The following is a 16727-nucleotide window of genomic DNA, read 5'->3' as shown; positions in this document are numbered from 1 at the left end:
GCAGGGAATGACCAACGCTGTGAAAAGACTGGACGTGGGCACACTCGTAGCCTGTTGTCTGGCAGTTGCCGCCGCGCAGCTGTGCATTACCGTCCCCTCGCCCATCAACGGGGAAATCCAGAGCGCATTCGGAGCCTCGGGATCGCAGGTCGCCTGGGTCACCTCGGCATTCATTCTGCCCACCGCGATCCTGGAACTGAATTTCGGCGTGGTGGGCGACCTGTTCGGCCGTAAGCGGCTGCTGGTCATCGGCGGATTCGTGCTGGCGATCGGTGAACTCCTCAACGCCACCTCCCAGAACATCACCATGCTCTGGATCGGCCAGGCCCTCGCCGGTGTCGGCGCCGCCGCCCTCTTCCCCAGCTCCCTCGCCGTCATCGCGGCCGCGACCCCCGAGGAGAAGGACCGCGCCAAGGCGGTCTCGACCTGGGCGCTGAGCATCTCCCTCGCCTCCGCCGTGGGCCCCCTCTCCTCCGGCGTCCTGGCCACGGTCGCCGACTTCCGCTGGGCGTTCGTGCCGCCGGTCGTCCTCGGCGTCGCGGTCGGCATCTCCTGCTGGGCCCTGGTCACCGACTCCAGGGCGCCCGAGGGCCGCGCCCTGGACTGGCCCGGCCAGATCAGCATCGCCGTCGGCCTCACCGCCCTGCTGTGGGGCATCATCGAGGGCGGCGACCGCGGCTGGAGCAGTCCCGCCATCGTCTTCGCGCTCGTCCTCGCCGCCGTGGCCCTGGTCGGTTTCGTGATGGCGGAGCGGCGCGCCGCCTCCCCGATGTTCAACCTGGAGCTGCTGAGGATCCCGTCGTTCGCGGCGGCCGCGGTGGTCGCGCTGACCGGCATGTTCGGCTTCATCGGCACCGCCTACTGCGTCTCCATCCGGCTCGGCGCGGTGATGCACCTCAGCGCCCTGCGCGCCGGCATGCCGTTCGTCATCCTCCAGCTGATCCCGCTGCTCCTCGCGCCGGTGCTCAGCAAGATGCTCACCCGCGTCGAGCCGCGCCGGCTGCTGATGGGCGGTCTGCTGCCGATGGCCGCCGGCCAGTTCTGGATCGCCGCGCTGCCCATCACCACCACCTCGCTCGCGGCCTTCATCGGCCCGGTACTGCTGCTCGGCATCGGCTTCATCTGCGTGGTCTCCTCGCTGACCTCGGCCGCCGTCAACGCCGTGCCGATCGAGATGACGGGCATGGCGAGCGGCGCGACCAGCCTGGTCCGCGAGTTCGGCCAGGGCCTCGGCCCCGCCGTGATCAGCACCATCGCGATGAGCGCGGCCTCCTCCGCGCTGGTCGGCAAGCTGAGCGGCGCCGACGCCGGCATGGAGGCCGCGGCCGGTCCGCTCGCGGTGGTCAACGCCGGCAGCGGCGGCGCCAGGGCCGCCGCGCAGGACGCCCTCGCGCACGGCATGGCCCTCGGCGTGGTGATCTGCGGTTGCGCGTCGCTGCTCGGCGCGCTGGTCACCTTGCTGCTGGTCCGCAAGAACACCGCCCGAGCGGTGGCCCAGGCGCCGGTGCAGCCGGCGTCCGCCTGACCGCCGACGTGACGAGAAGGCCAGGGCGATCGCCCCGGCCTTCTCGGCGTCCTTGCCCAACTGGCCGGTAAGAAGCGGGGCTTGGCCGGTAACGGTTGGGCCCGGACCATAACGATCCCGGTGCTGACGGGTACTTGACGTCCGGTTATGCCGTATCTTCACGACATGTCCACGCCACCGCAGGAGCCGCCGTCCTCCTCGCAGCCGCCGTCGTCGTCGGCCCCGCAGCAGTCCTCGCCGCCCCCGCCGCAGCCGGACCAGCCCCCGGCGGCACCGCCGGGGCCCCCACAGCCCCAGCCGACCGCGTACCCGTACCCGAACCCGCAGTCGCCGCCTGCGCAGAACCCCTACGCCCAGCCCGCCGTCGTCGGCCAGCCCGCGCCGCAGCAGGCCAACCCCTATGCCACACAACCCGGTTACGGCTACCCGCCGCCGGCCGCGCCGCCCGCGAGCGGCGGTAACGCGGCCGGGAGAGCCGTGCTGTGGGCCGTCGTGGGCGCGGTGGTCGCCTCTGCGGCCTGGGCGGGCGGTCTCTTCCTGACCGGAGGCTTCGGGAGCAGTGCGGACCTGCGCGGCTACCGGGCACCCGCGAACCTCTGCTCCAGCGCGGACTACTCGTCGTTCAAGGACGAGTACCCCGTGGACGACTCGGCCCCGACGAAGAACGTGATGAAGGACCCCGCGCTGGACCAGAGCTACTGCAGTCTCAGTCTCAAGAAGACCAGTTCGAGCTATGGGGACGCCTACCTCTCCCTGGAGGTCGACCTGCACAAGAAGACCGACCCGGCACCGGAGTTCACGGCCACCTGGAAGAACTACGGCGACAGCCACAGCGACTACGACGTGACGCCGGTCCAGGGCATCGGCGAGGAGGCCTACCTGGTCACCCAGGACACCAGCAACGGCTCGACCACCAGCGGCTCGCGGTACGCCACGCTGGCGGTGCGGGACGGCTGGATGACGTTCACCATGTACTACAGCGCGTACTTCTCCTCGTACGACAGCGACACCGACCCGCCGTCCCTCGACGACGTGACCGGCTGGCTGAAGACCGACACCAAGTCCACGCTGGAGCAGCTCAAGGACTGACGGCCCGGTCCTGGTCGAGGGCGTCGGTGATCGCCTTCACCGGGCCGTGCGCCGCGTAACCGCCGTCGACGGTGATCTCCGCGCCGTTGACGTACGAGGCCTCGTCGGAGAGGAGATAGACGACCAGCGGCGCCACCTCGTCGACCGTGCCCGGACGGCCCTGGGGCGTCATGGCGAGGTGGGCGGCGACGAACACCGGGTTGGCGGTGGCCATCAGCGGGGTCTCGATGTACCCGGGGTGGACGATGTTCGTCCGGATGCCGCGCGGGGCCAGCTCCAGGGCCGCCACCTTGGAAAGGCCCCGCAGCGCCCACTTGCTCGCCGTGTACGCCACCGCGTGGTGCGCGGTGAGCCCCGCGACCGAACCGACGTTCACGATCGAGGAACCGGCCGGCATCAGCGGGGCCAGGGCCTGGATGCCGAGCAGGGCGCCGGTGGTGTTCACGGCGAACGCCCGGTTCCAGTCGGCGAGCTCCACCTGGCCGAGCCGGGCCCGCATCGGGATGCCCGCGTTGTTCACCAGGCCGTGCACCACGTCCAGGGAGGCCGCCAGGGCCGCCCAGTCGTCCGGCGAGGTCACGTCCAGGTGGACGTACCGGACGTCGAGGCCGTCGGCGCGCAGCGACACGGCGAGCTTCTCGCCGACCTCGTCCAGCACGTCGCTCACGATCACCGTCGCGCCCTCCCGGGCGGCCGCGGCCGCCTCCGCGGCCCCCTGGCCCTGTGCGGCTCCGGTGACGACGACGGTACGGCCCGCCAGGCGCGTGCGGCTCACGGCTTCCACGGTGTTTCCTCCCAGGGGCGTGCGGAGATGTCCTCCCGTCCACGCTAGGAAGCCGCGGACAGCTCCGGAAACGCGCTCTCGGGATGGGTGGCATCCGCCTCGGCGATCTCCGGCGGCGCCTCCTCGCCCAGCGCCGTCCCGACCCTGCGGACCGTCTCCCGCAGCCACCGGTGCGCCGGGTCCGCGTGCCGGTTGTGGTGCCAGTACATGGCCTCCACCAGCGGCACGTCCGGGAACGGCGCCGGTACGACCGCACAGCGCGCGAAGCCCTCGTAGCGGCGGGCCAGCCGCTCCGGGACCATGGCCACCAGGTCCGTACCGCTCACCAGGAACGGCAGCACACTGAAGCCGGGCGTGCTGACCTGCACCTTCGGGATGATCCCGAGGGTCTCCAGCTGGCGCTCGGCGGGTGTGTGGCTCTTGCCGATGGCGCAGGCCGCGTGCGGCATCTCGGCGAGGTCGCGGAGGGTGAGCCGGCCGTCCACCAGGCGCGGGTTGCCCGGGTCGACGATGCACACGAACCGGTCGTGCATCACGGCCTCGCTGACCCCGGGAAGCTGGTAGCCGAGCGGCACGATCATCAGGTCGTGGCAGCGAAGGTGCGTCTCCGTCTCCAGCTGCCCGTCCACGATCGGGTGGAAGTCGATCCGCACGCCCGGCGCCTCGGCGGCGATGACCCGCAGCAGCGGCTCCACGAACACCGTCATCACGTAGTCCGACATGACCACGGAGAATCGCTGGCGGCTGCGGGCCGGATCGAAGTGCCGGGTCAGCGACAGCGCCTCCTCGGCCTTCTGCAGCGAGCCCTGGACGACCGGCAGCAGCCGCTCCGCGAGTGGCGTCAGCTCGTACTCGCGGCCCACCCGGATCAGCAGCTCGTCGTTGAAGTGCCGGCGCAGCCGGGCCAGCGAGCCGCTCATCGCGGACTGGCTGGTGGACAGCCGTACCCCGGCGTGGGTGACGTTCTTCTCCTCCAGGAGCGCTTCCAGTGCCACCAGAAGATTGAGATCGATCGCTCCGAGACCCACGAGTGTCCCCTTCCGGCCGGCCACGTCCTTGAAGCTTCGGTGAAACGCGAGGTTAACCAGCGGACGGCCGTCGAGGAAGGGGGCCGGGGCGACTCTCAGGAAGATGCGATGCCAGCCATCCCGGCCCCGGATACCCCCAGGTGGGGGGCGTGCGCGCACCACAGGCCCCGCACAGCTCCGGGTGCTACGGGCGCGGAGTGCGGCCCCTCTTGCGGGCCCGCGGAAGGTACGCGTCCGCCCGCCCGGGCACGATCCGGTTGGACACCGTGCCCAGGCCCTCGACGGTCAGCGTCACCTCGTCGCCGGGGCGCAACGGGGGCGGCGTGCGGTGCCCGGCCCGGCCCCAGAACTCCGCCAGCGAGCCCCAGCCGCAGGTGCCCGAGCCGAGGATGTCACCGGGGCGCACCCAGGCGTCCCGGCTGGCGTAGGCGATCATCTCCTCGAAGGTCCAGGAGGCGTTGGCGAGGGTGTCCCGGCCGATCAGCTCCCCGTTCAGGGTGATCGTCATCTCCAGGTCCAGGAACCCGTCCGCGTCGCGCCGGTCCTCCACCTCGTCGGCGGTGACCAGGCAGGGGCCGAGCGTGTTGGCGAAGTCCTTGCCCTTGGAGAAGCCCAGGCCGAGGCTCTTCTCCGGTTTCTGCAGATCGCGGGCCGACCAGTCGTTGAAGACCAGGTAGCCGACGATGTGGTCCTTCGCCTGCTCGGGGGTGAGGTCCCGGCCGCTGCTGCCGATCACCGCCCCGACCTCCAGTTCGAAGTCCAGCACCGAGCAGCCTGCCGGGACCGGCACGTCGTCGCGGGCACCGTAGGCGGCGTGCGGGTTGGTGAAGTAGAAGTTCGGCGCCCGGTACCACTCCTCCGGGACGTGCTCCAGGCCGTCCAGCGACTTCGACACGCCCTCGATGTGCGCCTCGAACCCGACGAAGTCGCGGATGGACGGCGGCTTCAGCGGCGACAGCAACCGCACCTGGTCCACCGTCGGCCCACCCGGTGCGTCCAGGGCTTCGGCGCCGGCCGCGGACAGCACGCCCGCCTCGACCAGGGTCAGGACGCTCACCCCGTCGGGCAGCGGGTGGATCACTCCGTCCCGCACCACACCGGCGCGCTCCTCGCCCTCGTGCTCGTATGTCGCGAAACGCATCGCTGCTCAACTCTCCCAGTGGTTGGTGTTGGTGACGGTCCCGGCGCTCAGATGGCCGGCGAACACGCCCTCGGGGTCACGGACGGCCCGGATCGCGTTCAGCCGCCGCCACTGCTCGTCACCCATGAACCTCAGCTGCCGCACGGTGAAGTCGGAGTCGCCGAGGTACTGGCCCGCGGTCACCGGCTGCATCGCCGCCATCGCCCCGTCCAGCCAGCCGCGCAGCTCCGCGTCCCGGCCGGGGTCGTCGTACACGACATAGCTCGCGCAGTAGATCTCCGACTGCAACGAGAAGGCCATGTCCGGGAGGCGGCGCAGCGGTGCCATGGAGAGCCAGATGGTGAAGGTCTGCCGGGTCGGGTGCTCGGTGAACGCCTTGCGGATCGCCGGGACGACGTCCTCGGCGCTGCCGGTCAGCCACGCGTTGTCCACGAGATAGCGGTGGCCCTCGGGGTTGGCGGTCCGTTGGCCGGTCAACTGCTCGGTGATGGTGGTGAGTTGCGCCTCGATGCGGAACAGCGCCCGGTCCGCGTACGGATTGGCGTGCAGCGGCGCGAGCGCCTCGGCCGCCTCCGCCGGGCTGTCCGTCATCGAGACACCCGTGACCAGCAGCACCGGTCCGTCGAGGTCGGGCGGGGTCTGGGTGAGGGCCACGATCTCGACGAGGTCGGAGACCGTGTGGTGGATGTCGTGCAGCCAGGTCATGACCTCGTCGAAGAGGTCGAGCGGATAGGCGTGCACGGTGTGCGCGAGATGCCCGGGCAGCGGGCGGGTGCGCAGGTGGAAGCGGGTGACGACGCCGAAGAAGCCGGGGCCCGCGCCGCGCGCCGCCCAGAACAGGTCGCTGTTCTCGCTCTCTTCGGCCCGGACCAGCTCGCCGTCGGCCGTGACGACGTCGATCGCCACGATGTTCTCGGCCGCCCAGCCCCAGCCGCGCGCGTTCCAGCCCTGGCCGCCCTGGAGCAGGAAGCCGCCGATGCCGACGGACGGACAGTGCCCGCCGTTGAAGAAGCGCCCGAACCCGGCCAGATACGGGTTGAGTTCGTCGCCGCCCTTGACGCTGGGGGTGGCCGTCACGATCCCGGTCGTCTCGTCGTACGCCATCTCGCGACAGCCGCCGAGGTCGATCAGCAGCGCGTCCCGGCGCACCGACCAGGCGGCCCAGCTGTGCCCACCGGAGCGGACCGCGACCTGCCAGCCCCGCTCCAGGGCGAGCCGTACGCCTTCGACGACATCCTGTTCGGTGACCGCCCTGAGGACGGCGGCGGGAGTGCGGTCGGCGGGACGGCGGGCGTTGAAGACCCTGCCGTACACGGCCTCCTCGAAGTCCTCGTCGCCGGGGAGGTGGAGGGTGCCGGAGAAGCGGTTCTGGTACGGGGGTTCGGGGGTCGTCCCCCGATCGACTGCAGGCATGGGGCGGCTCACTTGACGGCGATGGGGTTGACGGGGGCACCGGCCGCGCCGGTCACCGGCAAGGGTGCCGCGACCAGCAGGAACTCGAAGACACCGTCGGCGGCGCAGTCGGCCGCGAGGGCCTCCAGGTCCCACGTCTCGCCCAGCGGCAGGCCCATGTGGGAGACCGCGATCCGGTGCAGGGGCGGCGACGGCACGGGCTCGGCGAATTCGTACGGCCGTACTTCGACGCCCCATGTGTCGGTGGCGACGGCCGCGATCTCCGTGCGGTGCAGCCAGCCGAGGGTGGTGAAGGACAGCCCGGGCGCGTCCCCGGCGCCGTACGCGCCCCAGGTGCCGAGCCGCCGTACCCGGCCCAGCTGCCCGGTGCGGACGAGGACGATGTCACCCCGGCGGACACTGGAGGTGGCACCCTGCGCCTCGACGGTGTCCCGCAGGTGCTCCTCCAGGATCGGGAAACCGTCGGGGAGCTCACCCCGCCCGTCGCCGACCGCCCGGCCGACGTCGAGCAGCACCCCGCGGCCGGTGCAGGCACCGCGCAGGTGGCCGGCGCCGGTCAGCCCGTGCCATCGTGTTCCGGCCTGGGGGCCGGACTCGTCGAGTCCTCGGGCCAGCGAGAACGAGCGGCCGCGCCGGACCAGACTCGCGGCGTGCGCGCGGATCGCGTCGTCGGCGAAGTTGAGCGTGCCCAGCGCGTCGTCCTCGCCCCAGCGGCCCCGGTTGCGGTAGGCGGCGCGGGCCTTGGCCAGCTCTTCCTCGACGGGCCCCAGGGTCATCGGGTGTCTCCTTTCAGCAGCAGATCAAGCGCGTTGCCCCCGGCGATCGCGTCCCGCGCGGCCCGGTCGAGGCCGGCCGCGTCCAGGCGGGCCACCGGGTCGGTCACGCCCATGTCGAAGGGGTGGTCGGTGCCGAGCACCACCCGGTCCGCGCCCACCTCCTCGACCAGATGGCGCAGGGCGCGGGGCGTGTAGACCAGGGCGTCGAACCACATCCGGCGCAGATAGGCGCTGGGCGGCTCGGCGCAGCCGCGCGCGTCCGGCCGCACCCGCCAGGCGTGGTCGGAGCGGCCGATGTACGTCGGCAGGTAGCCGCCGCCGTGCGCGGCCACCAGCTTCAGGCGCGGGAAGCGGTCCAGGACCCCGGTGAAGATCAGGTGGGAGAGCGCGACCGTGGTCTCGGCGGGCTGGCCGACCGTGTTGCCGAGGTAGTTCGAGGCGAGCCGCTCGCCGAGCGAGCAGCCCCAGGGATGGACGAAGACGACCGCGCCCAGCTCTTCGGCCTTCAGCCAGACGTCGTCGTGCGCGGGGTCGGCCAGTTCGCCGCCCTCGACGCCGGTGGAGACGCTGATGCCGTACAGGCCCAGCTCGTTGACCGCCTTGTCGAGCAGGGCGACCGCGAGGTCCGGGTGCTGGAGCGGTACCGTGCCGAGGCCGTACAGCCGGCCGGGCGCGGCGGCGCAGTGCGCGGCCACCGCCTCGTTGACGGTACGGGCCAGCCGCACCGCGAGGCCGGGACCGGCCCAGTAGTGGTGCATGGGCATCGGGCCGACCACCTGGAGGTCGACGCCCATCGCGTCCAGGTCGGCGAGCCGGGCGTCCACGTCCGTCAGCCTCGCCGCCAGGCGCCGGAGTTGGGCCCGGTTGGCGGTCAGCGACTCCGGGGAGTGGGCGCGCTGCTCGGCGGCCAGCTCGGCCGCGAAGCCTGCGGTGCCGGTCACCAGGGCGTCGGCCCCGGGGACCGCGAGATGCCCGTGGAAGTCGACGACGGGCGTGCTCATGCGGCCACCGTCAGGGAAGCGAGGGTCTCCGACATGATCCGGGCCGGGTCGGCGCCCGGGGTGTCCGGGTGGATCTCCCACTCGGCGAGCCGGAGGGAGTTGTCCAGCACCATGCGGACCCGGGGCAGCCGCCTGGCCATGAACCGATCCAGGGCCCTGTCCACCGGCTCGTCGGCGGTGACCAGCTCGGCCAGCAGCACCGCGTCCTCCATGCACATCGCGGCACCCTGCGCGATCAGCGGCGGGCAGGCGTGCGCCGCGTCGCCGATCACCACGGCCCGGCCCCGGTGCCAGTCCTCGTCGACCAGCACCGCCTCGATCCAGCGGTAGTCCACCGCCGTGTCGTCCGGCAGCGCGGCGAGGATCCTCCCCCAGGTGCCCCCGTACCCGTCGCCGCGCTCGCGCAGCAGGTCCAGCGAGGCACGCGGGCCGATCAGGGAGGCGTCCAGGTTCTCGTCGAGGAGGTAGGCGTAGCACCGGTCGTCGGAGATCGGGCTGTAACCCGCCTTGTAGCGGGGACCGCCGTAGTACACCTCGGCACAGTCCATCCCGGCGGGGCGCCGCGCCACCACCCGGAAGATCGACATGCCCACGGGGCGCGGCCTCGCCGGGATCCCGATGAGCGCCCGCATCGCCGAGTTGATGCCGTCCGCGCCCACCACCAGGTCGTAGCGGCCGGCGGAGCCGTCGGTGAACGTCACGTCCACAGGGCCGGCGGACTGGTCGAGGCCGCGCACGCTCAGGCCCAGGCGGACCGTGACGCCGTGCGCGTACACCGCGTCGCACAGCGCGTTCTGCAGGTCGGAGCGGAGCGCGCCCGCCGTGGACGGCAGGTCGGCGCCACCGGTGTGCGGGGTCTCCAGCTCGGTGATCAGACCGCCGTCCGCCCGGCGCAGCCGCATGAGGTCGAACGGCACCGCCCGGGCCAGCACCCGGTCCAGTACGCCCACCGAACGCAGCGCCTTGAGCGCGTTGCCCTGGATGGTGATGCCATGGCCCACCCCGAACCACTGGGGCGAGACCTCGACGAGCTCCACCTCGACCCCGCGCTGGGCGAGGGCGAGAGACAGCACGCTTCCGGTGATGCCGCCACCGACGACGAGCACCTTGTTCACGGGCATGGGCGATCCTTGCGAAGGTAGAAGGACAGGTGGTGGGGGCCGCGGCATTCAGCCGGTGAAGCGGGGGCCCAGCTCGTGGAAGTGCTCGACGGCCGGCGGGGCGGCGAAGAACGGGCCGACCAGGGCCCGCCAGCGCGCGAACCGCTCCGACTCCCGGAACCCGGCCGCGTGCGCCTCGACCGACTCCCAGCCGACGAGCAGCAGAAACGTCCGCGGCCGTTCCTCGCCGCGCAGCAACTCCGCCCAGCGGAACCCGTCCGCCTCGGCGAGCACCTCGCGGGCCGTGCCGAAGACCTCCTCGAATTCCGCTTCCCGGCCTTCCTCGACGGTCAGCTCGGCGTGCTCGACTACCACGGTGTGCTCCTCGGTTCGGGGTGGCATCGAGCCTGATCGGCGGTAGGTGCAGGGTCAACGGATCGAGGCATCGACAAGGGGGACGTCATCCATCCCCGACGGCGATGGCGCTCCCCCGCAGCGCCGCCGCACATCGACGCAGGCCGCAGCCGTGCACCGACGGACGCGGGGACGGGTGCGCAGGCGATGGCAGCCATCGTGAACGGCCATTTCCGCCGACCGGACGCGATGCCTAGCGTCGAAGGCGAGCACCCACCCGTACGAGGAGAGCCGCCCGTGCCCGAACCTTCCCCCTCCCACGCCGGCCCCTTCGCGCTCGGCACCTTCAGCGACGGCGCAGCCGCCTTCCCCGGCCTGGTGGCCGGTACGCGGGTCCGCGACCTCTCCGGCCCGGTGGCGTCGGTACGCGCGCTGGTCGAGGACTGGGACACCTGGCTGCCCCGGCTGCACGAGCTGGCCGCCGCCACCGACGGCGACTGGCACGACCTGGCGGACCTGCGGGTTGGGACACCGCTCGAACCGGGCCAGATCCTGCAGAGCGGCGCCAACTACCGCAAGCACGTGGTCGACCTGGTCGCCGCCGAGAAGGAGAGCGTGCACGGCGCCACCCCGGAGGAAGCCCGCGCCGACGCCGAGAAGATGATGGACGAGCGGATCCGCGACGGCGTCCCCTACCTCTTCCTCGGCTCACCGCGGGCGCTGTGCGGGCCGTACGACGACGTCGTGCTGCCCGCGCTCGGTGAACAGCACGACTGGGAGCTCGAACTCGCCCTGGTCATCGGCAAGCAGGGAAAGAACATCCCGGCCGCCGAGGCCATGTCGTACGTCGCCGGCTACACGATCAGCAACGACCTCACCACCCGGGACCGGCTGTACCGGCCCGACCTGAAGGCCATCGGCACCGACTGGTTCACCGCCAAGAACGCCGACACCTTCCTGCCGACCGGGCCCTTCCTGGTCCCCGCGGACTTCGTCGGGGACCCGGCCGACCTGCGGATCACGCTGCGGCACAACGGGGTGGTCCGGCAGGACGAGTCCACCAAGGACATGATCTTCGACATTCCCCGGCTGATCGCCTACGCCTCCACGACCACCACCCTGCGCCCCGGCGACCTGCTGCTCACCGGCTCCCCGGCCGGCAACGGCGCGCACTGGGGGGTCTTCCTCACGCCCGGAGACGTGATCGACGCGGAGATCACCGGCCTCGGCCACCAGCGCAACACCGTCAGGAGTCACGCATGAGCTTCCAGCCCCTCACCCACCTGCGCCATGTCGACCTGGCCGTACCGGACTTCGCCACCCAGCGCGCCTTCTACGGCACCACCTGGGGTCTGACCGAGGTCGCGAACGACAGCGGCATCGCGTTCTTCGCCGCCGAGGGCAGCCCCGAGCAGTACGTCGTCCGCATCCGCGAGGACGAGCGGAAGCGGATGGACCTCGTCGCCTTCGGCGCGGTGTCACCGGCGGCCGTCGACGAGCTCGCGGTGCGGCTGGGGCGGGCCGGGGTGCAGATCGTCCACGAGCCCCGGGCGCTGGACACCCCGGGCGGCGGCTACGGGCTGCGCTTCTTCGACCCGGACGGGCGGGTCGTCGAGGTCTCCGCGGACGTCACGACCCGCACCCACCGCAAGATCGAGGAGCGGGAGGCCGTCCCGGTGCGGCTCTCGCACTGTGTGGTCAACTCCCAGGACCCGCAGGGGCTTAGGGACTTCTACATCCAGCACCTCGGGTTCCGGCTCACCGACACCCTGTACTCCACGCACATGGGTGACCTCATGTACTTCCTGCGGTGCAGCCCGCTGCACCACTCCTTCGCCATCGCGCGCGGACCCCATGTGTCGCTGCACCACGCCTCGTTCGAGATGCGGGGGGTGGAGGAGTACATGCGCGGCACCGGACGTGCCCTGCGCGCCGGCACCCGGCTCACCTGGGGGCCGGGACGGCACCTGGCGGGCGACAACACCTTCTCCTACTTCCACGACCCGCACGGCAACACCGTCGAGTACACCACCGAACTGGCCGTCCTCGAAGAGGACCTGTGGCACCCCGGCCGGCACGACGTGGACGACCCGATCACCCAGGACCAGTGGGGCACCGCCGACCCGATGAGCGAGTCGGTCGCCAAGGAGCAGTTCAACGACCCCGACGTGCTCTTCGAAGCGCCCCCGGTCTGACCCCGATCCTTCCCAGAAAGGCCGCAGTTGTGGCAGAGATCCTGAAGCACGCCGTGCCCCGGGCCGAGGTGGCCGCCTCCCTCGACCAGGTGCGCGTGACGGTGACCGGCGTCATCGCGGACATCCGCGAGCGCGGTGACGCGGCCGTCCGCGCTTACTCCGAGAAGTTCGACAAGTGGAGCCCCGACTCCTTCCGGCTGAGCACGGAGGAGGTCGAGAAGATCGTCGCCTCGGTGCCCCGGCAGGTCATCGACGACATCACGTTCGTGCAGGAGCAGGTCCGTCGATTCGCCCGCCACCAGCTCGACTCCATGGGCGAGTTCGAGGTGGAGACGCTGCCCGGCGTGAAGCTCGGGCAGAAGCACATCCCGGTGCAGGCGGCCGGCGCCTACATCCCCGGCGGCCGCTACCCGCTCACCGCCTCCGCGCACATGACCATCGTCACCGCCAAGGTGGCCGGTGTGCCCCGGGTGGTCGCCTGCACCCCTCCCATCCACGGCGAGATCCCCGCCGCCACCGTCGCGGCCATGCACCTCGCGGGCGCCGACGAGATCTGGCTGCTCGGCGGCGTTCAGGCGGTGGCCGCGATGGCCGTGGGCACCGACACGATGGAGCCGGTCAACCTGATCGCAGGTCCCGGCAACGCCTACGTCGCCGAGGCCAAGCGCCAGCTCTTCGGCGAGATCGGCATCGACCTGTTCGCCGGACCCACCGAGATCCTGGTCCTCGCCGACGACGAGGCCGACCCGTTCGTCTGCGCGGTCGACCTGCTCTCGCAGGCCGAGCACGGCCCGGACTCCCCGGCCGTCCTGGTCACCACCTCCCGCCGGGTCGCGGAGCGGACCCTCGCCGAGGTCGAGCGCATCCTGCCCTCCCTGCCCACCCGCGACTACGCGGAGCCCGCCTGGCGCAACCACGGACAGGTGCACGTCGTCGGCTCGGTCGACGAACTGTACGAACTCGCCGACGCGTTCGCCTTCGAACACGTCGAGGTGCTGACCGCCGAGCCGCGCCTCGCCCTGGAGAAGATGACCCAGTACGGCGCCCTGTTCCTCGGCGAGGGCACCTGTGTGTCGTTCGGCGACAAGGTCATCGGCACGAACCATGTGCTGCCCACACGTGGTGCCGCCCGCTACACCGGCGGTCTGTGGGTGGGGAAGTATCTCAAGACGGTCACCTACCAGGAGGTCACCGACCCCGCCTCGCAGGCCCTGCTCGGGCGGTTGTGCGGGCGCGCCTCCCGCATCGAGCTGTTCGAGGGCCACGCCCGCTCGGGTGACGTACGCGCCGCGAAGGCCGCCGGCGACGCGCTGCCGTGGAACGAAGCGTGAGCCTGGTCGGCCGTACGGCCCTGGTCACCGGTGGCGGCGGCCCGCTCGGCCGGGCCTTCGCGCTGGCGCTCGCCGACGCGGGGGCCCGGGTGGTCCTCGTCGGGCGGAACGAGCAGGCCCTCGCCCAGGCCGCGGCCAAGGTCGGCGAAGCGGCCCGTACGGCGGTGTGCGACGTCTCCGACCCTGCATCCGTGCGCGCACTGGCCGACCGGCTCGCCGGCGAGGACGTCTCGTTGCTCGTCAACAACGCCGGCGGAGCGGGGCCGGTCCGGCCCCTGGTCGACATCGAACCCGACGAGTGGGACGACGTGTTCGCCGCCAACGTGCGCGGCGTCTACCTCATGTGCCGGGCCTTCCTGCCGCCCATGCTGGCCGCCGGACGGGGCGACATCGTCAACGTCGCCTCGGTCAGCGGCAAACGCCCGCTGCTCAACCGGACGCCGTACACCGCCTCCAAGATGGCGCTGATCGGCCTCACCCGCACCTTGGCGGGCGAGGTGGGCCCGCACGGTGTCGCGGTCAACTCCCTCTCCCCGGGCCCGGTCCGGGGACCCCGCATGGACCGCAACTTCCGGCTCACCGCCGAACTCACCGGCCGAACCGTCGAGGAGGCGGAACGGGACTTCGTCTCCCGGGCCGCGCTCGGCCGGCTGGTCGAGGAGGACGAGGTCGCGCGGGCGCTCGTCGCCATGCTGGCGATGCCCGGACTGTGCGGGGCGGACATCGACCTGTCGGCGGGGATGATCGCCCCGGCGTAGCTCACCTGCAGGGACACGGCGAGGTGGACGGCACACGGGCCGTCCACCTCGCCGTCGTGCGTGGCCGCTGCCGGGGACTGTGGCGACTCTGTGTGATCGCCATGAAGCAGGCCGCCCGATCGAAGGCATCGGGTTCCGGGATGCGTCTGTGCGATGTCTGTCCCGGGTTACCCAGGGCTGATTCACTCCCACCTGCGCACCTCAGGTGCCTTCGTCGCCTTGGTTTCGACGGGCGACTCGTGACTCTGCGCGATGACGCACCGCGCAATCCATCCGTGGAAAGGCCTGCAATGACGCTGACATCCCGACGCTCGTTCCTGATCGCCGGTTCCGCCACGGCAGCGGCCGTGCTCGTTCCGGTCGCCTCCGGTACCGCCACCGCCGCGCCCAAGGCGGCGGGCAGGACGATCTCCGTCGCCGCGGGGGAGACCTACCGACTCGCCGCGACCACCCGGGTGAGCCGTTTGACCATCGGCGACGGCGGCAGGATCGTCGCCCCGGACGGGTACGACATCAGCCTCACCGTCGACGGCGTGGAGACCGGCCAGCTGCTCACCGCGACCGGCGCCACCGGGACCCTCATCCAGGCCGGCACCTACCGCGGTGACGTCGTCCTCACCGTCGCCGAGTCCAACGACGTCACCTACGAGACGCTGACCTTCCCGTTCCGGCAGGCGCTGTACGTCGGCTCCGGCGGGGTCGACTCCGCGAAGTCCGTGCTGTCCGCCGTCCGCGGCGGCAAGGTCACCGGCACCGCCGCCCGCAACATCTCCATCGCCTCCACCGGCGAGTGCTTCAACGGCGTCTACGTCGACAGCGGCAGCTACACCCTCCAGAGCCCCACCATCACCCTCGACGGCAACGGACGCTCCGACTTCGCCGGGTACGGCGCGGCCGTGGTCTCCGACGGCTCCGCGACCAAGCTGGTCGTGGACGGCGCCCGGATCAGCAACAGGGGCGTCGTCCGCACCACCGTCATCGCCGACGGCGGCGCCAACGTCCTCGTCAGGGACTCCTTGCTGCGCGCCCGCAACGGCGTCCTGCCCGCCGACTACCAGGCCACCGTCGAGACCCCGTACATGGAGTCGGTGCCCTGGATGCTGGGGCTGGACGGCAACGTCCGTGCCACCAACCTGATCGGCAGGAACAGCATCGCCACCTACCTCGACTCGACCGTGTTCTCCGAGACCTGGGGCGCGCTGTCGGTCGAGGGCGGCGGCAGCGGCCTGAAGCTGACCGCGATCAACAGCCACGTCGGCAACACCGGCGACTACGGCTACGGCACCTACGCCATCGGCGACGCCACCGTCCGGGTCCTCGGCTCCCGCTTCGACGTCGGCTCCTACGCGACGATCATCGCCGGGCCGGCCGCCGTCGTGCACTACGGCGACAGCACCCACGACGCCGTCGCCGCGCTCAACACCGAGCTCGGACTCGGCCTGTCCGACGCCGAGTTGCGGACCATCCCCGAGCGCAGCACGGTGGTGGACTCCGGGCACTTCGGCTACATGTTCTTCGGCGCCGGCCAACTCACCCTGGACGGCGGCACCGTGATCAACTCCGAGCGGGCCACCTTCCTCAACAAGGGCCAGCAGACGACGATCTCGGTGGACGGCTCGCAGGGCGCCCGGCTCAACCCGCGCGACGGCGTCATCCTGCAGATGATCGAGCTGGACGACCCGGGCCCGGTCAACGTCGACGGCAAGATGATGAACGTCGGCGTCTACACCGAGCCCACCACCGACCCGGCCAAGGACTCCTCGTTCGACGTCACCGCCGTCCACTCCACCGACGGCGCCGCCACCTTCAGCTCCATCAGCCTGCAGGGCGACTTCTACAACGGCATGCGGGGCGGCAAGAACATGGTCCTCACCTTCGAGGACTCCACCGTCACGGGCGTCATCTCGGCGACCAGGGCCAAGCACCGGGTCTCCTCGATCGACTCGTCCACCTTCTACGAGCTGGGCATCGTCACCAACACCGTGCAGGCCGCCGTCAACAACGGCGTGGTGGTGAAGCTGCACAGCGGGTCGACGTGGACGGTCACCGGGACCTCGTACCTGACCAGCCTCACCCTCGCGGCCGACGCCGCCGTGCGGGCACCGCGCGGCAGGTCCGTGAAGCTGACGGTCGACGGCACCGAGACGGCGATCGCCGCCGGCTCCACCTACACGGGCGCCCTCACGCTCACCGTGGCGTGACACCGGACGGCGCGGGCGCGGCCCCCGCCGG

15 protein-coding genes are annotated in these 16727 nt (G+C 71.6%); 7 read left to right on the top strand and 8 right to left on the bottom strand.

The features are described 5' to 3' along the window. Positions 1 to 7: 7 nt before the first annotated feature. Entirely contained in the window at positions 8 to 1525 is a 1518-nt protein-coding gene (locus JF597_RS13305) for an MFS transporter (RefSeq protein ID WP_293993472.1), read from the top strand. A gap of 165 nt (positions 1526 to 1690) precedes the next feature. Then, a complete protein-coding gene (locus JF597_RS13300; RefSeq protein ID WP_293993471.1) occupies positions 1691 to 2614 on the top strand; it encodes a hypothetical protein in 924 nt (307 codons plus the stop codon). On the opposite strand, the gene JF597_RS13295 is transcribed toward JF597_RS13300, so the two are convergent. The 8 genes from JF597_RS13295 to JF597_RS13260 all read right to left on the bottom strand — a co-directional run bounded on the left by JF597_RS13295 (position 2604) and on the right by JF597_RS13260 (position 10232). Then, positions 2604 to 3389: an SDR family oxidoreductase gene (locus tag JF597_RS13295; protein ID WP_293993469.1), complete on the bottom strand. Its 786-nt coding sequence runs from the start codon at positions 3387 to 3389 to the stop codon at positions 2604 to 2606. The two genes, JF597_RS13300 and JF597_RS13295, sit on opposite strands and share 11 nt — an antisense overlap. Positions 3390 to 3442: 53 nt before the next feature. Beyond that, positions 3443 to 4426: a LysR family transcriptional regulator gene (locus JF597_RS13290; RefSeq protein WP_293993467.1), complete on the bottom strand. Its 984-nt coding sequence runs from the start codon at positions 4424 to 4426 to the stop codon at positions 3443 to 3445. A 184-nt stretch (positions 4427 to 4610) separates the two neighbouring features. Beyond that, complete coding sequence (locus JF597_RS13285; protein WP_293993465.1) at positions 4611 to 5567, bottom strand: fumarylacetoacetate hydrolase family protein; 957 nt, start codon at positions 5565 to 5567, stop codon at positions 4611 to 4613. Between the two features lie 6 nt (positions 5568 to 5573). Then, complete coding sequence (locus JF597_RS13280; RefSeq protein WP_293993463.1) at positions 5574 to 6980, bottom strand: FAD-binding oxidoreductase; 1407 nt, start codon at positions 6978 to 6980, stop codon at positions 5574 to 5576. An 8-nt stretch (positions 6981 to 6988) separates the two neighbouring features. Further along, positions 6989 to 7756: a cyclase family protein gene (locus JF597_RS13275; protein ID WP_293993461.1), complete on the bottom strand. Its 768-nt coding sequence runs from the start codon at positions 7754 to 7756 to the stop codon at positions 6989 to 6991. Continuing rightward, a complete protein-coding gene (locus tag JF597_RS13270) occupies positions 7753 to 8757 on the bottom strand; it encodes an amidohydrolase family protein (RefSeq protein ID WP_293993459.1) in 1005 nt (334 codons plus the stop codon). The genes JF597_RS13275 and JF597_RS13270 overlap by 4 nt, the downstream gene beginning before the upstream one ends. Continuing rightward, positions 8754 to 9878 carry an FAD-dependent monooxygenase gene (locus tag JF597_RS13265; RefSeq protein ID WP_293993458.1) on the bottom strand — a complete coding sequence of 375 codons (1125 nt, stop codon included), beginning with the start codon at positions 9876 to 9878 and terminating at the stop codon, positions 8754 to 8756. Before JF597_RS13265 ends, JF597_RS13270 begins: the two co-directional genes overlap by 4 nt. 48 nt (positions 9879 to 9926) lie before the next feature. Continuing rightward, entirely contained in the window at positions 9927 to 10232 is a 306-nt protein-coding gene (locus JF597_RS13260) for an antibiotic biosynthesis monooxygenase (protein WP_293993456.1), read from the bottom strand. A 276-nt stretch (positions 10233 to 10508) separates the two neighbouring features. Between JF597_RS13260 and JF597_RS13255 the strand changes: the two genes are divergently transcribed. The 5 genes from JF597_RS13255 to JF597_RS13235 all read left to right on the top strand — a co-directional run bounded on the left by JF597_RS13255 (position 10509) and on the right by JF597_RS13235 (position 16696). Beyond that, complete coding sequence (locus JF597_RS13255; protein WP_293993454.1) at positions 10509 to 11474, top strand: fumarylacetoacetate hydrolase family protein; 966 nt, start codon at positions 10509 to 10511, stop codon at positions 11472 to 11474. Further along, positions 11471 to 12406, top strand: coding sequence for a VOC family protein (locus JF597_RS13250; RefSeq protein ID WP_293993452.1), 936 nt, complete (start codon positions 11471 to 11473; stop codon positions 12404 to 12406). Before JF597_RS13255 ends, JF597_RS13250 begins: the two co-directional genes overlap by 4 nt. 29 nt (positions 12407 to 12435) lie before the next feature. Beyond that, positions 12436 to 13737 carry a histidinol dehydrogenase gene (hisD, locus tag JF597_RS13245; RefSeq protein ID WP_293993450.1) on the top strand — a complete coding sequence of 434 codons (1302 nt, stop codon included), beginning with the start codon at positions 12436 to 12438 and terminating at the stop codon, positions 13735 to 13737. Further along, positions 13734 to 14495: an SDR family NAD(P)-dependent oxidoreductase gene (locus JF597_RS13240; RefSeq protein WP_293993448.1), complete on the top strand. Its 762-nt coding sequence runs from the start codon at positions 13734 to 13736 to the stop codon at positions 14493 to 14495. The genes hisD and JF597_RS13240 overlap by 4 nt, the downstream gene beginning before the upstream one ends. Before the next feature lie 290 nt (positions 14496 to 14785). Next, complete coding sequence (locus JF597_RS13235; RefSeq protein ID WP_293993446.1) at positions 14786 to 16696, top strand: hypothetical protein; 1911 nt, start codon at positions 14786 to 14788, stop codon at positions 16694 to 16696. The last annotated feature ends 31 nt before the right edge of the window (positions 16697 to 16727 follow it).

Source organism: Streptomyces sp., assembly GCF_019510245.1.
In the GTDB taxonomy this organism is placed as follows: domain Bacteria; phylum Actinomycetota; class Actinomycetes; order Streptomycetales; family Streptomycetaceae; genus Streptomyces.
The sequence above is the reverse complement of the archived record's forward strand: the minus strand, read 5'-3'. Positions and strand labels throughout refer to the sequence as shown.

Bases quoted from the DNA above. Each gene is read 5' to 3' on its own strand.
- JF597_RS13300 (WP_293993471.1), top strand. From the start codon at position 1,691: ATGTCCACGCCACCGCAGGAGCCGCCGTCCTCCTCGCAGCCGCCGTCG.
- JF597_RS13250 (WP_293993452.1), top strand. From the start codon at position 11,471: ATGAGCTTCCAGCCCCTCACCCACCTGCGCCATGTCGACCTGGCCGTA.
- JF597_RS13285 (WP_293993465.1), bottom strand. From the start codon at position 5,567: ATGCGTTTCGCGACATACGAGCACGAGGGCGAGGAGCGCGCCGGTGTG.
- JF597_RS13275 (WP_293993461.1), bottom strand. From the start codon at position 7,756: ATGACCCTGGGGCCCGTCGAGGAAGAGCTGGCCAAGGCCCGCGCCGCC.
- JF597_RS13265 (WP_293993458.1), bottom strand. From the start codon at position 9,878: ATGCCCGTGAACAAGGTGCTCGTCGTCGGTGGCGGCATCACCGGAAGC.
- JF597_RS13280 (WP_293993463.1), bottom strand. From the start codon at position 6,980: ATGCCTGCAGTCGATCGGGGGACGACCCCCGAACCCCCGTACCAGAAC.
- JF597_RS13270 (WP_293993459.1), bottom strand. From the start codon at position 8,757: ATGAGCACGCCCGTCGTCGACTTCCACGGGCATCTCGCGGTCCCCGGG.
- JF597_RS13305 (WP_293993472.1), top strand. From the start codon at position 8: ATGACCAACGCTGTGAAAAGACTGGACGTGGGCACACTCGTAGCCTGT.
- JF597_RS13235 (WP_293993446.1), top strand. From the start codon at position 14,786: ATGACGCTGACATCCCGACGCTCGTTCCTGATCGCCGGTTCCGCCACG.